The 20,931-nt window shown below is 70.7% G+C and carries 25 protein-coding genes and 1 tRNA gene; 14 read left to right on the top strand and 12 right to left on the bottom strand.

Annotation, left to right across the window (positions count from 1 at the left end):
- Positions 1–41: 41 nt before the first annotated feature.
- The 7 genes from HJG52_RS14390 to HJG52_RS14360 all read left to right on the top strand — a co-directional run bounded on the left by HJG52_RS14390 (position 42) and on the right by HJG52_RS14360 (position 4,633).
- On the top strand, positions 42–476 hold the full coding sequence (locus tag HJG52_RS14390; RefSeq protein ID WP_171244319.1) for an NUDIX domain-containing protein: 435 nt from the start codon (positions 42–44) through the stop codon (positions 474–476).
- Between the two features lie 189 nt (positions 477–665).
- Positions 666–1,928, top strand: a complete 1,263-nt coding sequence (locus HJG52_RS14385; protein ID WP_171244318.1) for an NHL repeat-containing protein — start codon at positions 666–668, stop codon at positions 1,926–1,928.
- On the top strand, positions 1,928–2,368 hold the full coding sequence (locus tag HJG52_RS14380; RefSeq protein WP_171244317.1) for a hypothetical protein: 441 nt from the start codon (positions 1,928–1,930) through the stop codon (positions 2,366–2,368). The genes HJG52_RS14385 and HJG52_RS14380 overlap by 1 nt, the downstream gene beginning before the upstream one ends.
- 9 nt (positions 2,369–2,377) lie before the next feature.
- Positions 2,378–3,079, top strand: a complete 702-nt coding sequence (locus tag HJG52_RS14375; protein WP_171244316.1) for a hypothetical protein — start codon at positions 2,378–2,380, stop codon at positions 3,077–3,079.
- Entirely contained in the window at positions 3,076–3,444 is a 369-nt protein-coding gene (locus HJG52_RS14370; RefSeq protein WP_171244315.1) for a hypothetical protein, read from the top strand. The genes HJG52_RS14375 and HJG52_RS14370 overlap by 4 nt, the downstream gene beginning before the upstream one ends.
- Positions 3,420–3,905, top strand: coding sequence for a hypothetical protein (locus tag HJG52_RS14365; RefSeq protein WP_171244314.1), 486 nt, complete (start codon positions 3,420–3,422; stop codon positions 3,903–3,905). The genes HJG52_RS14370 and HJG52_RS14365 overlap by 25 nt, the downstream gene beginning before the upstream one ends.
- An 11-nt stretch (positions 3,906–3,916) precedes the next feature.
- Positions 3,917–4,633: a hypothetical protein gene (locus HJG52_RS14360; RefSeq protein WP_171244313.1), complete on the top strand. Its 717-nt coding sequence runs from the start codon at positions 3,917–3,919 to the stop codon at positions 4,631–4,633.
- A 33-nt stretch (positions 4,634–4,666) separates the two neighbouring features.
- Here the strand turns inward: HJG52_RS14360 and HJG52_RS14355 are convergent, their stop codons facing one another.
- Together HJG52_RS14355 and HJG52_RS14350 are read right to left on the bottom strand one after the other, a co-directional pair.
- Positions 4,667–5,719, bottom strand: coding sequence for an NAD-dependent epimerase/dehydratase family protein (locus HJG52_RS14355; RefSeq protein ID WP_171244312.1), 1,053 nt, complete (start codon positions 5,717–5,719; stop codon positions 4,667–4,669).
- A complete protein-coding gene (locus tag HJG52_RS14350; RefSeq protein WP_171244311.1) occupies positions 5,716–7,650 on the bottom strand; it encodes a hypothetical protein in 1,935 nt (644 codons plus the stop codon). Before HJG52_RS14350 ends, HJG52_RS14355 begins: the two co-directional genes overlap by 4 nt.
- A 58-nt stretch (positions 7,651–7,708) precedes the next feature.
- On the opposite strand from HJG52_RS14350, the gene HJG52_RS14345 reads away from it, so the two are divergent.
- A complete protein-coding gene (locus HJG52_RS14345; protein WP_171244310.1) occupies positions 7,709–7,957 on the top strand; it encodes a DUF2630 family protein in 249 nt (82 codons plus the stop codon).
- A 31-nt stretch (positions 7,958–7,988) separates the two neighbouring features.
- Here HJG52_RS14345 and HJG52_RS14340 read toward each other — a convergent pair whose 3' ends face one another.
- The 4 genes from HJG52_RS14340 to HJG52_RS14325 form a co-directional block, all read right to left on the bottom strand.
- Entirely contained in the window at positions 7,989–8,651 is a 663-nt protein-coding gene (locus HJG52_RS14340) for an MBL fold metallo-hydrolase (protein ID WP_171244309.1), read from the bottom strand.
- A complete protein-coding gene (locus HJG52_RS14335; protein ID WP_171244308.1) occupies positions 8,651–9,748 on the bottom strand; it encodes an S-(hydroxymethyl)mycothiol dehydrogenase in 1,098 nt (365 codons plus the stop codon). The genes HJG52_RS14340 and HJG52_RS14335 overlap by 1 nt, the downstream gene beginning before the upstream one ends.
- Positions 9,749–9,875: 127 nt before the next feature.
- Positions 9,876–10,220 carry a DUF2200 domain-containing protein gene (locus HJG52_RS14330; RefSeq protein WP_171244307.1) on the bottom strand — a complete coding sequence of 115 codons (345 nt, stop codon included), beginning with the start codon at positions 10,218–10,220 and terminating at the stop codon, positions 9,876–9,878.
- Between the two features lie 48 nt (positions 10,221–10,268).
- Entirely contained in the window at positions 10,269–10,610 is a 342-nt protein-coding gene (locus HJG52_RS14325; RefSeq protein ID WP_171244306.1) for a hypothetical protein, read from the bottom strand.
- A gap of 371 nt (positions 10,611–10,981) precedes the next feature.
- Between HJG52_RS14325 and HJG52_RS14320 the strand changes: the two genes are divergently transcribed.
- Both HJG52_RS14320 and HJG52_RS14315 read left to right on the top strand, forming a co-directional pair.
- The gene (locus tag HJG52_RS14320; RefSeq protein ID WP_206070844.1) at positions 10,982–11,512 is read left to right on the top strand and encodes an ArsR family transcriptional regulator; all 531 of its coding nucleotides are present in this window, start codon (positions 10,982–10,984) and stop codon (positions 11,510–11,512) included.
- The gene (locus HJG52_RS14315) at positions 11,512–11,967 is read left to right on the top strand and encodes a HEPN domain-containing protein (RefSeq protein ID WP_171244304.1); all 456 of its coding nucleotides are present in this window, start codon (positions 11,512–11,514) and stop codon (positions 11,965–11,967) included. The genes HJG52_RS14320 and HJG52_RS14315 overlap by 1 nt, the downstream gene beginning before the upstream one ends.
- 156 nt (positions 11,968–12,123) lie before the next feature.
- On the opposite strand, the gene HJG52_RS14310 is transcribed toward HJG52_RS14315, so the two are convergent.
- Positions 12,124–12,197 (bottom strand) — tRNA-Pro (locus HJG52_RS14310).
- Positions 12,198–12,338: 141 nt separating this feature from the next.
- Positions 12,339–13,376, bottom strand: coding sequence for a metallophosphoesterase (locus tag HJG52_RS14305; protein ID WP_171244303.1), 1,038 nt, complete (start codon positions 13,374–13,376; stop codon positions 12,339–12,341).
- A 47-nt stretch (positions 13,377–13,423) separates the two neighbouring features.
- On the opposite strand from HJG52_RS14305, the gene HJG52_RS14300 reads away from it, so the two are divergent.
- Positions 13,424–13,888, top strand: a complete 465-nt coding sequence (locus HJG52_RS14300; protein WP_171244302.1) for a GatB/YqeY domain-containing protein — start codon at positions 13,424–13,426, stop codon at positions 13,886–13,888.
- 43 nt (positions 13,889–13,931) lie between these two features.
- Here HJG52_RS14300 and HJG52_RS14295 read toward each other — a convergent pair whose 3' ends face one another.
- Positions 13,932–16,397, bottom strand: coding sequence for a transglycosylase domain-containing protein (locus tag HJG52_RS14295; protein WP_171244301.1), 2,466 nt, complete (start codon positions 16,395–16,397; stop codon positions 13,932–13,934).
- A 268-nt stretch (positions 16,398–16,665) separates the two neighbouring features.
- Here HJG52_RS14295 and HJG52_RS14290 point away from each other — a divergent pair, with 268 nt between their 5' ends.
- Positions 16,666–17,004 carry a WhiB family transcriptional regulator gene (locus HJG52_RS14290; protein WP_171244553.1) on the top strand — a complete coding sequence of 113 codons (339 nt, stop codon included), beginning with the start codon at positions 16,666–16,668 and terminating at the stop codon, positions 17,002–17,004.
- 82 nt (positions 17,005–17,086) lie between these two features.
- Here the strand turns inward: HJG52_RS14290 and bagB are convergent, their stop codons facing one another.
- Genes bagB through HJG52_RS14275 form a run of 3 tightly spaced genes read right to left on the bottom strand, consistent with a single transcriptional unit; the run spans position 17,087 to position 20,136 of the window.
- Positions 17,087–18,349, bottom strand: coding sequence for an ArsA family ATPase (bagB, locus tag HJG52_RS14285; RefSeq protein WP_171244300.1), 1,263 nt, complete (start codon positions 18,347–18,349; stop codon positions 17,087–17,089).
- Positions 18,349–19,362, bottom strand: a complete 1,014-nt coding sequence (bagA, locus tag HJG52_RS14280) for an ATPase BagA (protein ID WP_171244299.1) — start codon at positions 19,360–19,362, stop codon at positions 18,349–18,351. Before bagA ends, bagB begins: the two co-directional genes overlap by 1 nt.
- 9 nt (positions 19,363–19,371) lie before the next feature.
- A complete protein-coding gene (locus HJG52_RS14275) occupies positions 19,372–20,136 on the bottom strand; it encodes an alpha/beta hydrolase family protein (RefSeq protein WP_171244298.1) in 765 nt (254 codons plus the stop codon).
- Positions 20,137–20,242: 106 nt separating this feature from the next.
- Here HJG52_RS14275 and sp36 point away from each other — a divergent pair, with 106 nt between their 5' ends.
- Together sp36 and HJG52_RS14265 are read left to right on the top strand one after the other, a co-directional pair.
- Positions 20,243–20,404, top strand: a complete 162-nt coding sequence (gene sp36, locus HJG52_RS14270; protein WP_171244297.1) for a Sp36 family protein — start codon at positions 20,243–20,245, stop codon at positions 20,402–20,404.
- Positions 20,404–20,880, top strand: coding sequence for a RidA family protein (locus tag HJG52_RS14265; protein ID WP_171244296.1), 477 nt, complete (start codon positions 20,404–20,406; stop codon positions 20,878–20,880). The genes sp36 and HJG52_RS14265 overlap by 1 nt, the downstream gene beginning before the upstream one ends.
- The last annotated feature ends 51 nt before the right edge of the window (positions 20,881–20,931 follow it).

Raw genomic sequence — 20,931 nt, 5'->3', positions numbered from 1 at the left:
AGGGTCCACTTTTCACGAGCCACAGGGCCGATCGTGCCGACGTGCAGGGAGCCGAGATGCCGGGACTGGTCACTGCGATGCCGCTGACGACGCGCATCGCGGTCCACGTGCTGGCCGTGGACCCCGAACGCCGCGTGCTGCTCGACCACGTGCGCCAGGTGAGCCCACAGCAGTGGGGTATGCCGCATGCCGTCGCCGAGCCGGGTGAGGACCCGGCCGTGTGCGCGCGGCGGCTCGTCGTGGCCGCCGGGGCGGTGCCTGCGACCCGCGTCGAGGTGATCGACCTCGACAGTGTCGTCCAGGACTCGGCCCACGTCGTGCACCTGGTCTTCGAGTGCGGTGCCGAGCCGATGAAGCGTCGTGAGGACTCGCCGGCGCTGTGGTGGACGATCGAGGAGATCGTCGCGCTCGCCCTCACCCCGCGCACCCGCAAGGCGCTCGCGTCGCGGTGGGCCATGATCTGGCCCGACACCTGAGATCCCTTAAGGCGCAAACGAATTCGGATAATTCCGGCATACCACTCAAAGCAATCGCAGATCGCGCGCGGTGGCGACCAATCGGCACCTTTTGGGCCTGTCCGCCACCCGGTGCGACGGGTAGCGTGAGTGGCCACGGTCCTGCCGGGACCGCGCGTGCACCAGCAGGAACTGGGCCTGGGGGCTGTCGTGCGCACCTACCCATACGCCTTCCACATCGCCCTCGACGGCAACGGACTCAACGGGCTCGAGGGGCGGGCGGGCGTGTGCCTGTTCCGGTACGACCCCGCCACCGGTGACCACGCCTACAAGGTCACCTACTACCCGGGCGCTTCCGGCGGGCACGCGCCGAACGTCGACCCCAGTCGCCGGATCGGCTTCCTCGGCAACACCGGCCAGCACCTGCTCTTCTACGACCTGGCCACCCTCGAGGAGGCCGACCGGGTGTCGACGCTGCGGTTCGAGGTGCCCGACACGACGGTCAAGGGGAGCACCCACCTGGTCTGGCTCGACGACACCCAGTTCGTCACCTCGATCGGTGAGCACCTCTGGAAGTTCGACCTCAACCGGCTGACCAAGGCCGAGCAGGTCGCGCCCCACGCGCTGAAGATCCCCCATGCCATGAAGCGCACCGCGTCGGGTCGCTACATCGTCTACGGCGGCATGGACCACCCGACGCGTGGGGAGGCCAAGGAGGTCGGCATCCTCGACACGGTCACCGGTGAGGTGCGCCGGGTGGCGCTGCCGACGACCTGCTGGCACGTCGTGTGCCACCCGGTCCTCGATGTCTTCTATGCGATCTCGTTCCGTGTGCACCCGGCCGACCGCACGGACTACGAGCACTGGGGCATGGCGTGGTTGCGCCAGTACGCGTTCGAGATCGACGCGGAGGACGGGCGCGTGGTGCGGCACTGGGTGGGTGACCGTGACGTACCGGCCCACGTCAACTCCGACGTGACGATCTCCGACTCGGAGCTGATCTTCTGCACCGGCGGCAGCCACACCGTGGTCCTCGTCGACCTGCTCACCCTCACGCAGCACCGGCTCATCGACGAGCACCCCGGCGCGCTGGAGAGCCTGGCCCTGACGCGGCAGTCGGCCAACACGCTGACCGAGTCCTTCATGCGTGGCAACGTCTTCGGCAACGCCCACCTGTATGCCGAGTCGTTGCGGGTGAGCCGTGGCGCGCTGGTCGACGGCATCTACGCGTGTCAGTTGTCCGCCGACCAGAGCCTGCTGTTCACGGCCAACCGCGGCCAGAACCACATCACCGTCTACGACTACCCGTCGCTGGAGGTCCGCGACCGCATCGTCATGCCGGAGCTGCAGGAGTTCGACTCCCGCCTCGGCTCGTTCGGCGACCCGCGGCTCGGCTTCCACCACTCCTACCTGGTCAGCCCACCGCAGGCCGACGCATCCATCACTTCCGACCAGAGCGCAGGAGCATCCTGATGGCCGACTACACGATCGACAGCACCGTCTTCGGCGGCAGCACCCTCAGCCACGACGTCACGGCCGACGTCACCTCCACGCTCACCGGTCTCGACGCCATGAAGCTCACGGTGGCCGGCGGCACGACCAACACCAACAACGGTGAGAACACGGTCCACTCGGACGCCACCATCACCCTCGAACCGGTGACAACGACCGCGTCCCTGACGAGCACCTCGAGCGTCGACACCACGGCCAGCGTCGACCTGAAACCGGTCGCGGTCGACACCTGCGTGCGCCTCGAGCTCGGGCCGCCACCGGCCACGGAGGTCTGCACGCCCTACGAGCAGACGTGGGGCCTGACCGTCCTCGGCCTCGAGCTGTTCGCGATCACGGTGCGCGGGTCCACGACCACGCACATCCGGCCCGAGCACCACGGCCCCGTCGTCATCGACCTGTGAGCTGAACCCATGCCGACCGCCCGCCGCACACCGGCCACCCGCCGCTCGAAGGCCGCCGCCTCGTCGAAGCGCAAGCCGGCCACGCCGGCGTCGCCACCTGACGAGCCGCTCATCCTCGTCGGTCCGCCCGGGCGGCTCCGCGGCACGGTGACGGTGGCGAACGCCGTCGACGAACGCGTCGCCGTCCGCGGTGCGGTGCTGCACCGCGAGGGCGAGCCGACCCTGTCGGGCACAGCGACCGCGCTCATCCCACCCGGGGCGACCGCGGCGGTGCCGGTCACCCTCGGACTGGCACGCACGACTGCACCGGGGGAGGAGGCCGCAGAGCTCGAGGTCGGCGGCATCCGCCGGCCGGCGCGGCTCATCGTCGAGCCCGAGCCGGCGGTCCGCGTGAGCCCGCGTCGGCTCCTCGCAGCCCCGGGCGCGCTGGCCTTCACCCTGGTCGTCGTCAACGACGGGAACGTCCCGATCCCCCTGGCCGTGACGACCCTCGCCCGCACGGATGACGGCGGCCCCGACCCGGGGCCGGACGTCACGCTGACCGTCCCCGACGCGCCGGTCGTCCCTCCGGGCGGTTCCGTGGCCGTCGATTCCGAGCTCACGGTGCCGGACCTCGACCCGACGCGCCGCCACCTCGCCCGAATGCCGGTCGGCACGGCCGACATCGAGGTCATCATCCTGCCCCGCACCCAACCCGAGGAGCGCACATGAGCACCATCGCACCGGAGTACCTCACCACCCTGCGCGACGGCTTCGCCGAGGCCGTTCAGCAGTGGCTGGACCAGTCGAACACCGCGTGGGACCAGTGGGCGCAGGCCTGGTCACCTCTTGCTGAGGCCGGGACGAGCGCTTTGGGTATGCCGCGTGCCCAGCCGGGCGCGAAACCGCACCACGGCGGTCACCACCACCGCCACCACGGTCACAAGCACGGTGACGGTGACGAAACTGGTTTTGGCTGTGGGAAGTCCGGCAGTGGGACGTCGAAGTGCGGCTGCGGCTGCGGCGGCCAGGGCGAGGTGCGTGGCTGCTGCCGGACGCCTGTGACTGCTGTGTGCCCGATGCCGACGTCGTGGTGATGGCGCGGGCCGGTGAGGTGCGGGTCGTGCCGTTCCGGCTGCACAACCCGTGGCGACGGGAACGGCAGGTCACCCTCGAGGTCGGCCCGTGGCAGGTCTGCGACGGGGACGGGCTCGACGTGCGGGCGCGGCTGGAGGAGACCGAGCTGACCCTGCGACCGTGTGAGGACCGCATCGTGCGGTTGCTGGTCAGCCCTCGTGCCACGACCAACACCAAGGGCCAGGATGGCCCACCACCCAAGCCGTCACGGGCAGCTGCCAAGCAGGCCAAGGACGCCGCGCAAGAGCAGTGGGCCGCAGCGCGCCTGCCGCATGACGGTGGGGATGTCGAGTCGTGCGCGAGCGCATATGCCGACGTGCGGTTCGAGGGCTGCGCGAAACCGCAACGGGTGGCGGTCGTGGTGCTGCCTGCCGAGTGTGAGCCCGTCGACGTCGGCTGCGACTGCGGTTGCTGCTGCTAGGAGGCCTTGCCATGGACGAGCGCAACGCCGGCACGGACGAGACCCTTGCCCGCATCACCGAGTTGGCCCGCCGGGCCCTCCAGAGCCAGACCGACCTCGCGAAGCAGTCGTTCGAGCTCGGGCGGGCGACCCTGTCGGGCGATGTCGACCGCACGACGACGAGCCGTGCCTACCTCGACGCCGCAGCCCGAGAGGGTGCGCGCTACTGGCAGGAAGTCGGCGCACTCGGGATCGACTACGCCACGGAGCTCATGGCGTTGGGGACACGCAGTGCCGCACGGGTCCTCAGCGAGACGCGCACCGCCGGCAGATCGCGCCCGGCCAGGGGATCCACCGCCCACGGATCCGGTCCGACCACGCACGGCACGTCCTCGGCCCCACCTGACGTCGAGGTCGAGGAGCCGTCGCGCCGTTCGGCGGTCGTGGTGCGGGGGGTGCTCGGCCAGACGGCCCAGGCCACGGTCACCGTCGTCAACCGGCACCCGCGCGCACGCCGCGTCGAGCTGACCCCGAGCGAGCTGCATGACGCCAACGGCCTGGTCGTCGACGCCACGCTGCGGGTGGACCCGCGGCGGGTCACGATCCCGCCCGGCGAGGAGTTCCAGGTCCGGCTCGAGGTGGACCTCGACCCCGCCCAGGCTGCCGTCGGCGACCGCTACGAGGGGACGCTCCAGGTCACCGGTGGCGACGAGGCGCTGCTCGACGTGACCGTGGAGGTCGTCGCCTGACCGGCTGGTCCCCATCAGGGAAAGCGGCGCGCGTCAGGGGTGGGGGACCAGCTCACGTGCCGTCCGCACGTCCCCGTGCAGGCGCAGGGTCTCGCGCACCCAGCGGGGCAGGTCGGGTGACACCGCCAGCCACGCCAACGAGGCGGCCACGGCCTCGCGAGCCGGCCGCGCGGCATACCCGAGCTCCTGCGCCTTGGCGCTGGAGTACCAGTAGTGGCGCCCGACGGTGCTCGCTTCTTCCTTGGTGGACAACGGATCTCGCTCCATGACGCCCGCCCACCACTCGGTCACGGCCGCGACAGCCCACGCGCTGCCGGCCGTCAGCTCGGCGAACGGCCCGGGCAACCCGGCCAGCTCGCCGACCAGGCCGTGCATGGCGCGCCAGGTCAGGTCGTCACCACCGAGCAGGTAGCGCTCGCCGGCCGCACCGGACTCGAGGAGGGCCATGTGGCCGGCCCCCACGTCGCGGGCGTCGACGACGTTGCACCCGCCGGGGAAGGTGCTGCGGGTCGGGTCGAGCAGGTAGCGCAGCACGATCGCGTTGCTCGGACCAAGCCTCGCGAATGGCCCGCCGAGCACGACGGTGGGCAGGGCGAGCACGACGGGTATGCCGTGCCGGCGGGAGGCGTCGAGGGCCGCCTCTTCCTGCGCCACCTTGCTCGCGTAGTAGGCCGGTGCGGGCTCGTCGGCGAGGTGGTCGTGCTCGGTGCGTCGTGTCGGAGGGACGCTCGACCCGCAGGTCACGCTCGACGACGTGACCACCGCGCGCGCGACGCCGGCCCGGGCCGCCGCGGCCAGCAGTGTGGCCGTGCCCTCGGTGTTGACCCGGTCGACCTCGGCCGCGTGCGCCGGCCCGTAGGCGTAGACCGCGGCGCAGTGCACGAGACCGTCGACCCCGGCGAGTGCCTCACGAAGGGCCTCGGCGTCGGTCAGTGCCGCCACCCTGCGCGGGGCCCTGCCGGCACCGGTCATGACGTCGGGACCACGCTCGCGCGTGATGGCGACCACGTCGTGCCCAGCGGCGAGCGCGGCGCGTGCGACCTGGTGGCCGACGAGCCCGGTGGCCCCGGTGACTGCGACCTTCATCGCGCGCCTCGCACATGGGTGAAGCCGTCGGCGTCGAGCAGGCTCTCGTCGTCCTGCGTGGCGCTGCTGCCGGAACGTTCGGCCAGCCACTCCTGCGCGGCCGCGAGCAGCAGGCTGACCGAGGCCGTGAGCAGCGGCTCGTCCGGCTCGGGCGGCGGTCTGCCGATGCGGAACTCGCGTCCTTCGAAGCAGGCCTCGAGGTTGTCGAAGGTGGAGGTGAAGAACCTCCGGTAGGCCTCCTCCAGCAAGGGGTCTCGCACCTCGGGCCACAGGTCGAGGTCGACGCCCGCCCACGCGGGTGGGAGGGAGAACTGCTGGCGCCCAGACACGGTGATGCACACCCCGTCCGGTGTGCGGGCAAAGGTGAGGCTGCCATCGTCGAAGGTGGCAGATCCGTTGGGGGAGTGGACTGTTCGCCAAGTGAGCCGGTGGAGGTCGGCGCGTCGTTCCACCTGCTCGATCTTGCACACGTCGATGGGGTGGGCACCCCACGGTGCGAGGTAGTTGGGCTGCGGCAGGTAGAGGTTGCGCTCGGCCTGCCACGTGACGTCTGGGTCGGGGGCGCCGTCGACCGGCACCCGCCGGCCGCCGAGGTAGTCGGCCATGAGGCTGATGCCGGCCCCCACGTCGACCCGTGCCACCCAGGCGTCGAAGTCAGCGCGCACGTGTCGCTCGATCGCGAACACGGTCGCGCCATCGACGAGTCGCCAGCGCATCCCGTCCTGGTTCGCCGAAAGGTCACCCAGCAGGTCCTCCAAGGGTGCGAGGAAGTCGGGCAGACCGGCATACAGATCGGGCGCGTATGCCGCGGGGTCGAACCCGAGCGGCACCTCACGCCGGTCCACGGCCTCCTTGTCGAGGTTCGTCGCCCACGACTGACGGGAGTGCGCGAGTCCGTGGACCAAGGCGAGGATGCCTTCGAGGGCAACCTCTCCTGCAACGTCGCCGGCCCCCTCGACCAGCGGCGTGAGGACCCCGCGCAGCGCAGCCAGCACTGGGTCGCCCCGATCCGTCGGATCCTCCCCGGTGGGCACAACCGCCGCGTGCAACACGCGCTCCAGCCGCGGCTCGGCGCACACCGCGCGAGCGGCCGCGCGCAGCCTGGGCGACGGGGAGGCCACACCCGTGCCAGCCAGGGGACGGAGGTCGCCGACCGTGCCGCCGTTGCTGGCGTCCAACCGTTCCACCGCACGCGCGACCAGTCGGGAGGCGGACCGGTCCTGGCCGAGCAGGGCCGCCGCGGCAGTGTCTGCAAGCACCGGATCCGTTGCGACCACGAGAGATTCGTCCCGGATCACCCGTCTCAGTCGCGCCCCGTCGGCTCCCACCGATGGCTCGAGCGCGTCCACGACCACCAGGTCCACGGGGATGTGCCCGAGCAGGTCGACGCACACGTCCGCGGCCTCGGCGCCAGCCACGTCCGGAACGGCGGTGAGGACCGTTGCCAGCGAGGCGGCATACCCGTCGACGAGGTCGGTGACGGCTCGTCCGACGACGACGCGACAGTCGGCCGTCGCCCAGGTGAGGCTGCACGGTCGCCCGTGGAGGACGCTCGTGGGCGCGAAAGGCGCGTCAGCGAGGTCCGCGTCGAGGTCGGCGACGGCATACCGGCGTCCGTGCGAGGTGACGCCGAGGAGTCCGGCACCTGCGACGAGGTCACCGAAGCGTTGGTGCCCACGGTCGCGGTCGGCGACCGTGAGCCGACCCGCGACGACGACCTCGTCGCAGCCACGCTCGTGGAGCAGCTCGACGACCGCGTGCACGACGGCGGAACTGGCCGGTGTCGGCGGGCTCAGACGGGTGAGGACCACCGCGGTGCCGTGCAGCGTCGGCGCCAGCCGATCAACGGCACCGGGCAGACCCGCGACGGAGGCGCCCCTGGCCACGACGCAGGCCAGCGACGCCCGGCTGCCGACACCTGCGGGTGCCACGCGTCCATGAAAGCAGTCTGGCCTCGCCGCGGGAAGAGCCCAGTGGGATAGTGGACGGGTGGCTGAAGACACCGACATCCAGCAGCGCATCCAGGGCCTGATCGACGAGGAGCACTCGTTGCGGGGTCAGCTCGGCGAGGGCAAGATCACGCCCGGCGAGGAGCACCAGCGGCTCCAGGCGATCGAGGTCGAGCTCGACCAGTGTTGGGACCTGCTGCGGCAGCGTCGGGCGCGGCGCGAGTTCGGCGAGAACCCCGACGACGCGCAGGTGCGGTCGGCCTCGACGGTCGAGAACTACCTGGACTGAGGGCTCCCTCGGCGGTTCGCCCCCGCGGGCCTCAGTGGCCGCGGTCGACCCACTCCTGGAGGTGCGGTGCCTCGGCGCCGATGACGGTCGAGTCGCCGTGCCCGGTGAGGACGACCGTCTCGTCGGGCAGCGTCAGGAGCTTGTCGCGGATCGAGTCGATGATGGTCGGGAAGTCGCTGTAGGAGCGGCCCGTCGCGCCGGGGCCGCCGCTGAAGAGCGTGTCTCCGGTGAACACGACGCCGAGCTGTGGCGCGTAGAGGCTGACGGCCCCGGGAGTGTGGCCGGGCGTGTGGATGACGTGCAGGTCGACGTCGCCGACGGTGAGCGTGTCGCCGTCGGCGAGCTCACGGTCGGGGGTGACCGGATAGAGCTGGTCCCACAGGACCCGGTCGTCCGGATGGAGGTATGCCGGGGCGCGCGTGGAGTCGCACACCTCGCCGAGCGCATTGATGTGGTCGTTGTGGGCGTGAGTCGCGATGACGCCAATCACCTTGCGCTCGTGAGGAATTGACTTCACGATGCGTCGCCCGTCGTGGGCCGGGTCGATGATGACGCACTCCAAGTCGTCGCCGACCACCCAGACGTTGTTGTCGACGTCCCACGAGCCGCCGTCGAGCTCGAACTGGCCGGAGGTGACGACGAGCTCGACGCGCACGCCGCCCTTGGACGGTTGCAGCTCAGGCAGGGCGGCCATCAGAGCACCACCACCGAGCGCAGCACGTCACCGTGTTCCATCTTGGTGAACGCATCCTCGATGTCGCCGAGGCCGATCCGCTCGGAGACGAAGCCGTCGAGGTCGAACCGACCCTGCCGGTAGAGGTCGACCAGCATGGGGAAGTCACGGCTGGGGAGGCAGTCGCCGTACCAGCTGGACTTGAGCGCACCGCCGCGTCCGAAGATCTCGATCATCGGCAGGGTGACCTGCTTGTCCGGGGTGGGAACGCCGACGAGGACGACGGTGCCAGCGAGGTCGCGGGCGTAGAACGCCTGCTCGTACGTCTCGGGCCGGCCGACGGCCTCGACGACGACATCCGCGCCGAAGCCGCCGGTGAGCTCCTTGATGCGCTCGACGACGTCCTCGTCCTTGCCGTTGACGGTGTGGGTGGCGCCGAACTTCGTTGCGGTGTCGAGCTTTCGGGGGTCGACGTCGACAGCGATGATCGTGGTGGCCCCGGCGGTCTTCGCACCGGCGATGGCCGCGTTGCCGACCCCGCCGCAGCCGATGACGGCGATGGAGTCACCTCGCCCGACGCCACCGGTGTTGACCGCCGCACCGAACCCGGCCATGACTCCGCAGCCCAGCAGCCCGACAGCGGCCGCGTCGGCCTCCGGGTCGACCTTGGTGCACTGGCCCGCCGCGACGAGGGTCTTCTCGGCGAACGCACCGATGCCCAGGGCGGGGGAGAGCTCGATGCCGGCGTCGTCGCCCTCGGCGATCGTCATCTTCTGCGTGGCGTTGTGGGTGTTGAAGCAGTACCACGGCTTGCCCTTGGCGCAGGCGCGGCAGAGCCCGCAGACGGCGCGCCAGTTGAGGATCACGAAGTCGCCGGGTGCGACCTCGATGACACCTTCGCCCACCGACTCGACGACGCCGGCGGCCTCGTGGCCCAGCAGGAACGGGTAGTCGTCGTTGATCCCGCCCTCGCGGTAGTGCAGGTCGGTGTGGCACACCCCGCACGACTGCACCTGCACGACCGCCTCGCCCGGCCCCGGGTCGGGAATGCTGATGTCCACCAGTTCCACGGGCGCGCCCTTGGCGCGCGACACGACTCCCTTGACTGTCTGCGGCATACCTCGACCCTATGCGGGGCACCCAGGTGAGGCTCGACCAACACCCGCGCTCACCTCGTCCGCCCGCGCTGTCATGGCAGCGCGGCTCGACAGGATCCGCGCGGGTGACAGTCCTCCGCGTCCGGAGCTAGCCCGCGCGCAGGACCTTGTCCATGGGCCGGCCCTTGGCGAGCTCGTCGACCAGCTTGTCGAGGTAGCGGATCTTGCGCATGAGGGGGTCCTCGACCTCCTGGACCTTCACCCCGCAGACGCTGCCGGTGATGAGGGTGGCGTTCGGGTTGAGCCGGGCCTGCGCGAAGAAGTCCTCGAAGGTTGTCTCGTCGTCCAAGTGCCCCTTGAGCTCGGCCTCGTCGAACCCGGTCAGCCACTCGATCACCTCGTCGAGCTCGGCCCTGGTGCGCCCCTTCTTCTCGACCTTGGTCACGTAGTGCGGGTAGACCGACGCGACGCTGGTGGTGAAGATTCGGCTCATGGCCGGCAGCCTAGTTCGCCGCCACGAGCGTGGGGTATGCCGTGTGGCTCAGTGTGCGCGCGGCATACCGTCGGGCCACGCACCAAGGTGACCAAGGTCCGACGGGACGTCGAAGGCGCAGCCCCGCAACCCGATCCGGAAACTGACGGCGTGGTCGTCGACCCCGAACCAGACCTGCGCGAAGGATCCGTCGTCCATCGGACAGTTGAAGTTCCCTTCCCGGCGGGGCAGGGCCTTGAGGTCGGCGACCAGGGCGCGGGCCGTGGCGGCGTCGATGGTGGTGTGCCACGTCCGGCATGCGGTGGCGTTGAGACCGGGGTACCAGAGAACGTTCGCTCCTGCTGGCCGATCGGGAAGGTCGCCCCGGTCCGTGGTGGTGGCGTCGGGCACGGTGACAAGGCAAGTGTGGCCGCCGCCGGCAGAGCTGGCCCCGCTGGCGGTCGGCCAGACGGTGGGCGTAGCCGTCAGCGCAGCTTCACGCGTGCACGCGGCGGACGCCATCACCACCAGGATGGAGATGGCCACCGCTGCGCGCGTCCGGATCCTCACCTCGGGTGGACGGCACCGCGGTGCGGGCGGTTCCTCGGACGACCTGCCACAACTGCAGACCGCGAAACCCAACCACCATGCCAGTGGGGCTGGACGAGGTGACTTGAGCACTGTTGACGTTACCGATAGGTGGGAAATATATTCGAGTAATGCGTAGCGATGGGCCAGCGCTGCTACCGGTGTTCCGGTCTCAGCATCAAGCGGAACTGCTGATGTGGCTCTACCTGCATCCCGACAGTGAGTATGGCGTCAGTGACCTCGCCGACCGGCTGGGTGTCCCGCTGTCGACCCTGCACCGCGAGGTGGTCCGCCTCGACGACGCCGGCCTCATCACCAGCCGGACCATTGGCCGTAACCGGATGGTCCGCGCCAGCGCGGACCATCCGGCTGCGAAGCCGCTGACCGAGTTGCTGGAAGTCACCTTCGGTCCGCGCGCGGTGATCGCCGAGGAGTTCGCAATCCCAGGTGCGAGGCAGGTCGTGATCTTCGGCTCGTGGGCAGCCCGCTTCGCAGGGGAGGCTGGACCACCGCCGCATGACGTTGATGTGCTGGTGGTTGGGAAGGTCGATCGCGCCGATGTCTACGAGGCAGCCGACCGTGCATCGTCGCGACTCGGGATCCAGGTCAATCCGGTTGTGCGATCGGCGAAGCAGTGGGCCGACCCCGAAGACGCGCTCGTGAAGCAGATCAAGGCATCCGCGCACGCCGCGGTGCTGGGCACGCCTGAGACGCTGGGTGCTTGATGGCCAGGTGGACTATCGGCCAGGCCGACATCGAAGCCCTCTTGGCCGGCGGGGAGCTCCAGCGACTGACGGGGCAGGCTGCCGACGGGAAGCGGCTGCTGGCGAAGGCATCCAGGACGTTGGCGACGGCGAGGTCTGCCATCGAATCCGACCCGGACTCCGCTTTCGTACTCGCCTATGACGCGGCCCGTCAGGCGCTGACCGCCCTGCTCGCGCACCAAGGCCTACGTCCGACGACCAAGGGCGGGCACTATGCCGTCGAGCAGGCTGTGCGGGCGCAGTTCGGGCAGGGATTCCGCCAGTTTGGCGCGTTGCGGCGGCGACGCAACGAGCTTGAGTACCCGCAGCACTCGGACGACGACGCCGACGTCAACGAAGCACACGACGCCGTCGAACAGGCCGCCGTGATTCTTACTGCCGCACAAGGGCTGCTGGACCAACTGGGCCTGTTCTGAATCGGCGCATCGCGCAGTGTGGGTGACGCAGTGGGGGGTAACAGGAGCCGCCGTCGCGTCTGGTCTCCTTCGTCGCCCACGCGCTCCGGCTCCCAGCATCATGTCCCCGACACAAATGAGGCCGGCTCCGCTGACGCGGACCGGCCTCACATTGTGTCGGGGTGACAGGATTTGAACCTGCGACCTCTTCGTCCCGAACGAAGCGCGCTACCAAGCTGCGCCACACCCCGTGGCAATCGCCGCCCCGCCAGTGCGGAGCAGCGACAGTGAAGGATAGCCCACCACCGCGCGCCGATCCCAATCGGTATGCCGGTCGGCGGACTTCACTCGCGAACGTTGAGGTTCGCTCGGTCCAGCAACCCGTGCGAACCTCACTTTCGCGCTTGACGCGGAAAAGCTGGGGCGCGGGGGGTGAGGGTGAGCAGGGTGGCCTCGGGGCGGCAGGCGAAGCGGACCGGCGCGTAGGGCGACGTGCCCAGCCCGGCCGACACCTCCAGCCAGGCGGCATCCTCCGGCGCCTCCTCGGGTGCCCGCGCGCCCCCGACCATGCCGGTGCCGCCACCCCATGAGGCGAGCCGCTGACGCCAGCCGGGCACCCCGGCATACGGGGCGCCGGCCCCTTGCCACCAGCGCGACAGGCCCTTGACGCGGTCGGTGGGGAGGTCGCAGTTGGTGACCAGCGCGCCGTAGAACGGCACGGCCAGCTGCCCGCCGTGGGTGTGCCCCGCGATGATCAGCGACGCGCCGTCGGCGACCATCGCATTGAGGATCCGCTGGTACGGCGCGTGCGTCACCCCGATCGTCACGGCGACGTCCGGGGCGGCGGGAGCCGACACCGCGGCATACCGGTCGAGTCCGATGTGGCCGTCGCCGGTGCCGACCAGCTCCACGCGGTCGCCCTCCACGGTGAGCACCGTCCGCGCGTTGTCGAGGTCGACCCACCCGCCCGCCGCCATCCCGGCCCGCAGCTCGTCGACGGGCAGCCGCACCCGGCCCTTCGGCGCCTCGGCGTGGCGCCGCGTGAGGTAGCGGGCCGGGTTCTTCGGCACCGGCGCGAAGTAGTCGTTGGACCCGGTGACAAAGGCCCCGGGGAAGCCCAGAAGCGGCTCCAGCGCCTCCAGTGCCGCCGGCACCGCGTCGAGCGCGGCCAGGTTGTCGCCGGTGTTGACGACGAAGTCCGGACGCAGCGCGGCGAGCCCCCGCGTCCACTGGATCCGCCGCTGCTGGCCGGGCACGAGGTGCAGGTCGCTCACGTGCAGCACCCGCAACGGCGTGGACCCCGGAGCCAGCACGGGCACGGCATACTCGCGCAGCGCGAACCAGTTCCGCTCGACCAGCGCGGCGTACCCCACGGCGCCCGCGCCCAGCGCGACGGCGCCCCCGACGATCCTGCCCGCGGTCCGCAACATCAGGCCATCCTGCCAAACCGGTTGCCCCGCCCTGACACACTGGGGGCATGAGCGAGCAGAGCCTCAAGGACACCGTCCAGCACGACCTCACCACCGCGATCCGCGAGCGCGACCAGGTGCGGGCCGGCACGCTGCGCCTCGCGCTCACCTCCATCACCAACGAGGAGGTCTCGGGCACCGAGGCGCGCGAGCTCAGCGACGACGAGGTTCTCAAGGTGCTCGCCAAGGAGGCCAAGAAGCGCAAGGAGGCCGCCACGGCATACCGCGACGCGAACCGGCCCGAGCTGGCCGAGCGCGAGGAGGCGGAGTATGCCGTGCTCGAGGGTTACCTGCCGGCGCAGCTCTCCGACGCCGAGCTCGAGGAGATCGTCGCCAAGGCGGTGCAGGACACGGGCGCGACCGGTATGCCGCAGATGGGCCAGGTCATGAAGGCCGCCCAGGCGGTCGTCGCCGGACGCGCCGACGGCGGTCGGGTCGCCGCGGTCGTGAAAGCGGCCCTGACCTCCCGCTGAGGGAGAGCCAGGGCCGCGCTGCCCGCTGCTCGAGGGGCGCTGGCTAGCCCTTCTTCTTGGGCTTGGTCGGGGTGGGCTTGGGCGTGGCCTTGGTCGTCGGCGTCCCCTTCGGCTTGGGGGTCGACTTGGGAGTCACGCGTGGCTGCGGCGGCGGGACATAGCCCGTCGAGGTGTAGAGCCCGATGGTGCTGCCGCGGTTGGCGGTGCCGCTGGGGTCGGTGAAGACGACCAGGCCATACGACCAGCTGCTGGTGGTCTGGCCGACGACCTGGGCGTTGAAGCCGGCGTCCTTGAGCTTGGCCGTGGCCTCGCCGACCGACATGCCGCCGACGTAGGGAACTGCGACCTTGTCGCCGTTCATGATCTTGCTCGACGGCTCGCCGAAGTCACGCTCCGGAAGGCCCGAGCTGGCCTCGGTCATGATGTCCTTCCAGATCGGCGCCGCGATGTCACCACCGAACACGCCCTTGTACCACTGACCGGCCAAGGTGATGCGGTTCATGGGCGTCTGGGACTCCGGGGTGCCCACCCAGACGGCCGCGGCCCGCTGCGGGGTGTAACCGACGAACCACGACTCCACATGCTCGTCGGTGGTGCCCGTCTTGCCGGCGGCGGGGCGTGAGCCGAGGTTCGAGGTGCGCGCCGTGCCGTCCTTGAGGACGCCCTTGAGCAGCTCGGTGGTGCCGCGCGCCACGTCCTTGTCGATGACCTGCTGGCACTGGGTGGCGCCGATCTTCACCGGCTTCTTGTCGGCGTTGGTGATCGACAGGATCGGGTTCGGGGGGCAGTACTTGCCGTCGTTCGCCAGGATCGCGTACGAGCTGGCCAGGTCGATCGGCGTGACGATGCCGGTACCGAGAACCGCACTCGGAAGGCAGGGCATGGGCTTGCCGTTGCCGTCGACGACGTGCATCTTCGTCATCGTGTCCAACACCGTCTTGGTGCCGAGCTTGAACGTCAACGAGGCGAACGCGGTGTTGATCGAGTCCGCCGTGGCCTTCCGGAACGGCAGGGGCTTGCCGCCGACGGGGTAGTCGTTCTTGACCTTCCAGTCGCTGTCGGCCTTGCACGAGCTTCCCTGCTCCGACAGGGGGTAGATCGCCGACTGCGTCGTGCTCGCGAACTTTGACGGCACCGTGCCGTTGACCGGAGTGCCGGTCTCGAGTGCCCGGACGATGGCGAACATCTTCGCGGTCGAGCCGTACTGGGACCCGGCGGTGCCGCCGTAGTTGGTGCCGACGTTCCAGTTCACCTGCGTGAACCCGTATGCCGTGCGCTCCTTGGCGGTGCGCGGGTACTTGGAGTTCTGCACCATCGCCAGGACCTTGCCGGTGCCGGGCTCGACCAGGGTGGCGGCGGCTCCGACCATCCGCGACTTGCCCTGCTTGCTCTTGTCGCCCTGCGCCCTGGGCAGCGCCTTGTTGTCGGTGGGCACGCGCTTGGTGAGGTCCTTCAGGGCCTGCCGCTGCACCTCGGGGTCCAGCGTGGTCTGGATGGTCAGGCCACCCTGGGTGATGTTCTTGAGCCGCTCCGGGCCGGACTTGCCCAGCGCGTCGAGTGCCTTGTTCGCCGGGTCGGTCAGGTAGTCCATGACGTAGTTGCAGAAGTACGGCTCGCTGGATGCGTCACAGTTGCTGAGCGGGTCCTTGCGCTTGAGCATCTTGGACACCGGGATGGCCTTGGCGGCCTTCCAGTCCTTGGCCTTGATGATGCCGAGCTGGTACATGCGGTCGAGCACGACGTTGCGGCGGGCCTGCGCCTTCTCCGGTCCGTTGTTGAACGGGTCGGTCTTGCTGGGGTTCTGCACGAGGCCGGCGAGCAGCGCGGCCTGCGAGAGGGAGAGCTTGCTGGCCGGCACGCTGAAGTAGTGCTGCGCGGCCGCCTCGACGCCGTAGGCCCGGTCGCCGTAGTAGGCCATGTTGAGGTAGCCCTGCAGGATCTGGTCCTTGGTCATCTCCTTCTCGAGGGTGACCGCGTACTTGATCTCCTGGATCTTGCGGGCCGCGCTGACCTCGACCGCGGCCTCGGCGGCCTGCTTGTCGTTGTTGCGCAGCGCGTTCTCCTGCAGCGTCAGCTTCACGAACTGCTGGGTGAGCGTGGACGCGCCCTGGACGTCGTTGCCCTTGAGGTTGGAGACCGCGGCACGGGTGATGCCGCGCGGGTCGACGCCGCCGTGCTCGTAGAAGCGGTCGTCCTCGATGGCGATCTGGGCCTTCTGCATGATCGGTGCGACCTGGTCGAGCCGCACGATGATGCGGTTCTCCTCCTGCGGGGTCGCGATCGTCTTGCCGTTGGCGTCGATGATCCGCGACTGCTGCGACAGCGGTGAGGTGGTGAACTCGCTCGGCAGGTCGTCGAACGCCTTCACGCCGGCGTTCGCCGTCGACCCGGTCGCCCCCACGGCGGGGATGAGCAGGCCGGCGGCCAGCAGGCCCATGACCATCGCCGTGGCGACGAAGGCTCCAAGCAGGCTGACGACGTTCCCGAGGTTGGTGGCACGTCCAGGCATGGAGTCAGGGTAACTGCCGAACCTTGAGAACCCCGCCTTCCCGCCACCGCTTCCCCCGGTTTGCCGCCGGAGGCCAAGGAGTGTCTGCGAGACGGACTGGCTCGCAATGACTAGTCCCTTTGGTCATTCCAGAACGACACGAATGGGCCATGTGCCGAAAGGCTGCCGATTCCTATCGTTTTCCTACGTCGATACGGACATAAGGCGCACGGAGATGCGCCCGAACCACGAGTACCGCGCCACCCCAGCAGTCCCGGAGGACCCCGCCATGACGATCGCACCGGAGCGCCCCACCACCGCCCAGAGCGTCCCCAGCGCACCCGTCACGCCCGCCTGGGTCGAGGACTGGGCCCCCCGCGGCGCCTGCTCCAAGTCGGACCCGGACGCGCTCTTCGTGCAGGGTGCCGCGCAGCAGACCGCCAAGATCGTGTGCCAGCGCTGCCCGGTCATCGCCGAGTGCCTGGCCGACGCGCTGGACAACCGCACCGAGTTCGGTGTCTGGGGCGGCATGACCGAGCGCGAGCGTCGGGCCCTGCTCAAGCGTCGTCCGAACGTCCCGTCCTGGGCTGCCCTGTTCGCCCAGGCCCGCGCCGCCCAGACCGCCTGAGGCGCCACCCCAAAGACCCCCGCGACAAAGTCCCCGAGCCGTTGAGCTCGGGGGCTTTGTTGCAGGTATGCCGCGTGGCTGGTCAGGCGGTGAGGGCTCGGCCGACCTCGCGCAGGCCGGCCAGGTCGTGGATGTCCGAGGAGCTCGCCGGCACCTCGACGACCGGGATGCCGGGGTGGCCGGCGGTGAACCGCTCGACCAGCCGTCGCTGCCGCCCGGCCGTCTCGGCGAGCACGGCGTGCAACCGCAGCAGTCCCTCCGTGGTCGCCGCCGAGCCGCCGGTCCTGGAGGCGCCGGCTTCCTCGAGGTCGCCCAGCTGCTCGGCCGCGGCCAGGGCCCGTGAGGCGCTGAGCGACGGTGCCCCCACGCGCTGCACACGGTTCACGACGACGCCCGCGAGCGGCATACCCTCCTCGTCCAGCCGCCCCGCGAAGAACGACGCCTCGCGCAACGCGTCGCGCTCGGGGGTCGCGACCACGACGAACGCCGTCTCGGGGCGCCCCAGCAACGCGTAGGTCTGGTCGGCGCGCTCGCGGAAGCCACCGAACATCGTGTCCAGCGCCGCCACGAACGTCTGCACGTCGCGCAGCAGCTCGCCGCCGAGGAGCTTGGACATGGTGCTGGTGACGACGTTGACGCCGACGCTGAAGACCTTGAGGCCCGCGCGGCCACCGGCCTTGGCGGGTGCGGCGAGCAGCCGGATGAACCGTCCGTCGAGGAAGGAGCCGAGCCGCTTGGGGGCGTCGAGGAAGTCCAGGGCCGAGCGCGACGGTGGCGTGTCGACGATGACGAGGTCCCAGCGGCCGTCGCGGTCGGCCTCGGCGCGCAGCTGGCCGAGTTTCTCCATGGCCATGTACTCCTGCGTGCCCGCGAACGAGCTGGAGACGGCCTGGTAGAAGGGGTTGGCGAGGATCTGCGCCGCCTTCTCGGGGGTCGCGTGCTGCTCGACCACCTCGTCGAAGGTGCGCTTCATGTCGAGCATCATCGCGTCGAGCGAGCCACCGGCTGCCGCGTCGAAACCCACGACCGGTCGCGGGGTGTTGTCCAGCTCGCTCAGCCCCAGCGACTGGGCCAGCCGGCGCGCCGGGTCGATGGTGAGGACGACGACCTTGCGGCCGCGCTCGGCGGCCCACAGGCCCAGGGCCGCGGCCGTGGTCGTCTTGCCCACGCCGCCGGAGCCACAGCAGACCACGATGCGGGTGCCGGGGTCCTCGAGCAGGCCGGCGACGTCGAGCGTGGCGCCCGCCTTGGGCGCGGTCGCCTTGGCGGTGGCTCCCTTCCCGCCGGCTGCCTTTCCGCCGGCTGTCTTCGCTCCGGTCGCCTTCGCGGCGGACGTCCCGGCCATCAGACCATCCCCTGCTCGTCGATCGCGGTGGCGAGGACGCCGATGCCGCCGCCTTCGGTGCCCTCGGGCAGCAGGGGCAGCCGCACCATCATCCGGCCCTGCTCCTCGAGCACGGCGTCCTGCCGCTGCTCGAGCGCAACCCGGTCGGCGTAGTCGGCGCCGTCGGCCACCAAACCCTCGACCAGCGCGTCGGTGACGCGCACCCCGGCCGTCTCGAGGTCGCCGCGAACGGTACCCCGCAGCCGGGCCGTCGACTTCGCCTGGACCGAGCGCAGCGCGCGGGCGTCCAGCAGCGGCGGACGCAGCTGGTTGACGACGATCGCCCCGAGGGGCAGCGACGCGGCGCGCAGCTCGGCGAGCGCGTCGACGGTCTCCTGCACCGGCATCTCCTCGAGCAGGCTCACGACGTGGACGGCGGTGGTGTGGCTTCGCAGCATCCGGGTGATCGAGTCGGCCTGGTTGCGGATGGGGCCCATCTTGGCGACGTCGGCGACCTCGGCGTTGACGTTGAGGAACCGCACGACCCGACCGGTCGGGGGCGCGTCGAGGACGACGGCGTCGTAGACCGGCTCACCGGAGGAGCCGCGCTTGCCGCCCTCGCGGCGCCCGGCGGCCTCGTAGATCTTGCCGATGAGCAGCACGTCCCGCACCCCCGGCGCGATGGTCGTCGCGAAGTCGATCGCCCCGAACTTCTCCAGCACCGACCCCGCGCGGCCGGCCTTGTAGAACTTCTGGAGGTACTCCAGCAGCGACTCCTTGGCGTCGACCGACAGGCCCCAGATCTCCCCGCCGGTGCGGTCGTGCAGGATGCGGGTCTCGGTGTGCCCCAACGGCGCCGAGTCGAACGTCTGCGCGATGCCCTGGCGCCCCTCCACCTCGGCCAGCAGCACCCGTTTGCCCTGTCTGGCCAGCGCCAGCGCGAGCGCCGCGGCGACCGTGGTCTTGCCCGTGCCGCCCTTCCCGGTCACCACGTGCAGCCGCACCTTCGACAGGTCGGGGGACGCCTCGGGCATGGGACAACCCTAGGAGGCGAGCAGGTCGGTCGCACCGAGGACCCGGTCGAAGGCCGGGTGCTCGGGGTCGATCAGTCCGTAGTGACCGCCGTCGGGCACGGCCTCGAGGCGCACGGACGGGCTGCGGTGCGCCGCGGCATACCTCTCGCTCAGCTCGAACGGCACGACGTCGTCGTCGCGGGCGTGGACGAGCACGACGGGTATGCCGGGTGCGAGCCGCGCCGGGTCGGCCACGGCGTAGTGGTCGGGGACGTCGGTGGGAGGTCCCCCGAGGAACGTGGGGATGGCGTCGCCACCCACCTCGGTCGCGGCCCCGCGGGCGAGGTCGAGGACTCCCGCGAGGCTGACCGCCCCGCGCAGGCCGTGCGCCCACGGCTGCGCGGCGGCCCAGGTGACGAGCTGGCCGCCCGCGGAGTGGCCGACGAGGACCGCCGGGGAGCGGCCCACCGCCGGGTCGCGGCGGATCGCGGCGATGGCGTCGCGCACGTCGTCGGCCGTCCCCGGCCAGCCGCCGCCCGGCATACCCGGTCGTCGGTATTCCACGACAGCGGTGGGGTAGCCCGCGTCCGCGAACGCCTGCGCCTGACGGCTCGCGTGCGCCCGGTCGTACTCGGGACGCCAGAACCCGCCGTGCACCACGACGACGGTCAGGTTGCGGGTGGGGCGCTCGGGGAGGCGGACGTCGAAGACCTGCGCCGGGTCGTCGCCGTAGGGCGTGGTGCGGGTGGGCGCGGCGGCGCGCTCGTCGAGCACCTCGATGGGGTCACGGGCCATGGGTGTGATCCTGCCCTGCTCCTCGCGTTGGGGGGTCGCAAGGTGGCTCCGGCCGCACCTTCTGGCCCCCAATCCGGGTGGTGGAGGGGGCAGTAGGCTGCCGGGCATGAGCAACGCCAAGTGGGAGTACGCCACCGTGCCCCTCATCGTGCACGCCACCAAGCAGATCCTCGACCAGTGGGGCGAGGACGGCTGGGAGCTGGTGCAAGTCCTGACCGGGCCCGACGGTAACGGGCTGGTCGCCTACCTGAAGCGGGAGAAGGCCTGATGAACCAGATCGAGCTCCGGTTGTCCGCAATCGGCCTCACCGTCCCGGACGCCCCGGCGCCGGCCGGTGCCTACGTGCCCGCCATCCAGGACGGCCGCCGCGTCTACACCTCCGGCCAGCTGCCCATGGCGGCCGGCAGCCTCCTGCAGACCGGCAAGGTCGGCGAGGGCGACGGGTTGGTGTCGCCCGAGCAGGCGAACAAGCTCGCCGAGGTCTGTGCGCTCAACGCCCTCGGGGCGATCAAGGCGCTCGTCGGTGACCTCGAGCGGGTCGCGCAGGTCATCAAGGTCGTGGGCTTCGTGGCTTCGGACCCGTCGTTCACCGGGCAGCCGGGCGTCATCAACGGTGCGAGCGACCTGTTCAAGGTGGCCTTCGGTGACGCGGGCACGCACGCGCGCTCGGCCGTCGGTGTCGCTGCGCTGCCGCTCGACGCGCCGGTCGAGGTCGAGGTCCTCGTCGCGCTCAAGGACGAGTGAGCCGGGCGACGTTGCCGGCTCCATTCGAGGTAAAACCGCCGGGGATCACCG

This window comes from Knoellia koreensis, from assembly GCF_013041615.1.
In the GTDB taxonomy this organism is placed as follows: domain Bacteria; phylum Actinomycetota; class Actinomycetes; order Actinomycetales; family Dermatophilaceae; genus Pedococcus; species Pedococcus koreensis.
Note: the sequence above shows the minus strand (reverse complement) of the source record. Positions and strands in the feature narration are given on the sequence as shown.

What these genes read in the sequence shown, in the direction of transcription:
- HJG52_RS14380 (WP_171244317.1), top strand. Translation starts at nt 1,928, where the DNA reads ATGGCCGACTACACGATCGACAGCACCGTCTTCGGCGGCAGCACCCTC.
- HJG52_RS14360 (WP_171244313.1), top strand. Translation starts at nt 3,917, where the DNA reads ATGGACGAGCGCAACGCCGGCACGGACGAGACCCTTGCCCGCATCACC.
- HJG52_RS14290 (WP_171244553.1), top strand. Translation starts at nt 16,666, where the DNA reads ATGACGATCGCACCGGAGCGCCCCACCACCGCCCAGAGCGTCCCCAGC.
- bagA (WP_171244299.1), bottom strand. Translation starts at nt 19,362, where the DNA reads ATGCCCGAGGCGTCCCCCGACCTGTCGAAGGTGCGGCTGCACGTGGTG.
- HJG52_RS14295 (WP_171244301.1), bottom strand. Translation starts at nt 16,397, where the DNA reads ATGCCTGGACGTGCCACCAACCTCGGGAACGTCGTCAGCCTGCTTGGA.
- HJG52_RS14330 (WP_171244307.1), bottom strand. Translation starts at nt 10,220, where the DNA reads ATGAGCCGAATCTTCACCACCAGCGTCGCGTCGGTCTACCCGCACTAC.
- HJG52_RS14305 (WP_171244303.1), bottom strand. Translation starts at nt 13,376, where the DNA reads ATGTTGCGGACCGCGGGCAGGATCGTCGGGGGCGCCGTCGCGCTGGGC.
- HJG52_RS14370 (WP_171244315.1), top strand. Translation starts at nt 3,076, where the DNA reads ATGAGCACCATCGCACCGGAGTACCTCACCACCCTGCGCGACGGCTTC.
- bagB (WP_171244300.1), bottom strand. Translation starts at nt 18,349, where the DNA reads ATGGCCGGGACGTCCGCCGCGAAGGCGACCGGAGCGAAGACAGCCGGC.
- HJG52_RS14340 (WP_171244309.1), bottom strand. Translation starts at nt 8,651, where the DNA reads ATGGCCGCCCTGCCTGAGCTGCAACCGTCCAAGGGCGGCGTGCGCGTC.
- HJG52_RS14275 (WP_171244298.1), bottom strand. Translation starts at nt 20,136, where the DNA reads ATGGCCCGTGACCCCATCGAGGTGCTCGACGAGCGCGCCGCCGCGCCC.
- HJG52_RS14300 (WP_171244302.1), top strand. Translation starts at nt 13,424, where the DNA reads ATGAGCGAGCAGAGCCTCAAGGACACCGTCCAGCACGACCTCACCACC.
- sp36 (WP_171244297.1), top strand. Translation starts at nt 20,243, where the DNA reads ATGAGCAACGCCAAGTGGGAGTACGCCACCGTGCCCCTCATCGTGCAC.
- HJG52_RS14355 (WP_171244312.1), bottom strand. Translation starts at nt 5,719, where the DNA reads ATGAAGGTCGCAGTCACCGGGGCCACCGGGCTCGTCGGCCACCAGGTC.
- HJG52_RS14335 (WP_171244308.1), bottom strand. Translation starts at nt 9,748, where the DNA reads ATGCCGCAGACAGTCAAGGGAGTCGTGTCGCGCGCCAAGGGCGCGCCC.
- HJG52_RS14320 (WP_206070844.1), top strand. Translation starts at nt 10,982, where the DNA reads ATGTGGCTCTACCTGCATCCCGACAGTGAGTATGGCGTCAGTGACCTC.
- HJG52_RS14265 (WP_171244296.1), top strand. Translation starts at nt 20,404, where the DNA reads ATGAACCAGATCGAGCTCCGGTTGTCCGCAATCGGCCTCACCGTCCCG.
- HJG52_RS14375 (WP_171244316.1), top strand. Translation starts at nt 2,378, where the DNA reads ATGCCGACCGCCCGCCGCACACCGGCCACCCGCCGCTCGAAGGCCGCC.
- HJG52_RS14315 (WP_171244304.1), top strand. Translation starts at nt 11,512, where the DNA reads ATGGCCAGGTGGACTATCGGCCAGGCCGACATCGAAGCCCTCTTGGCC.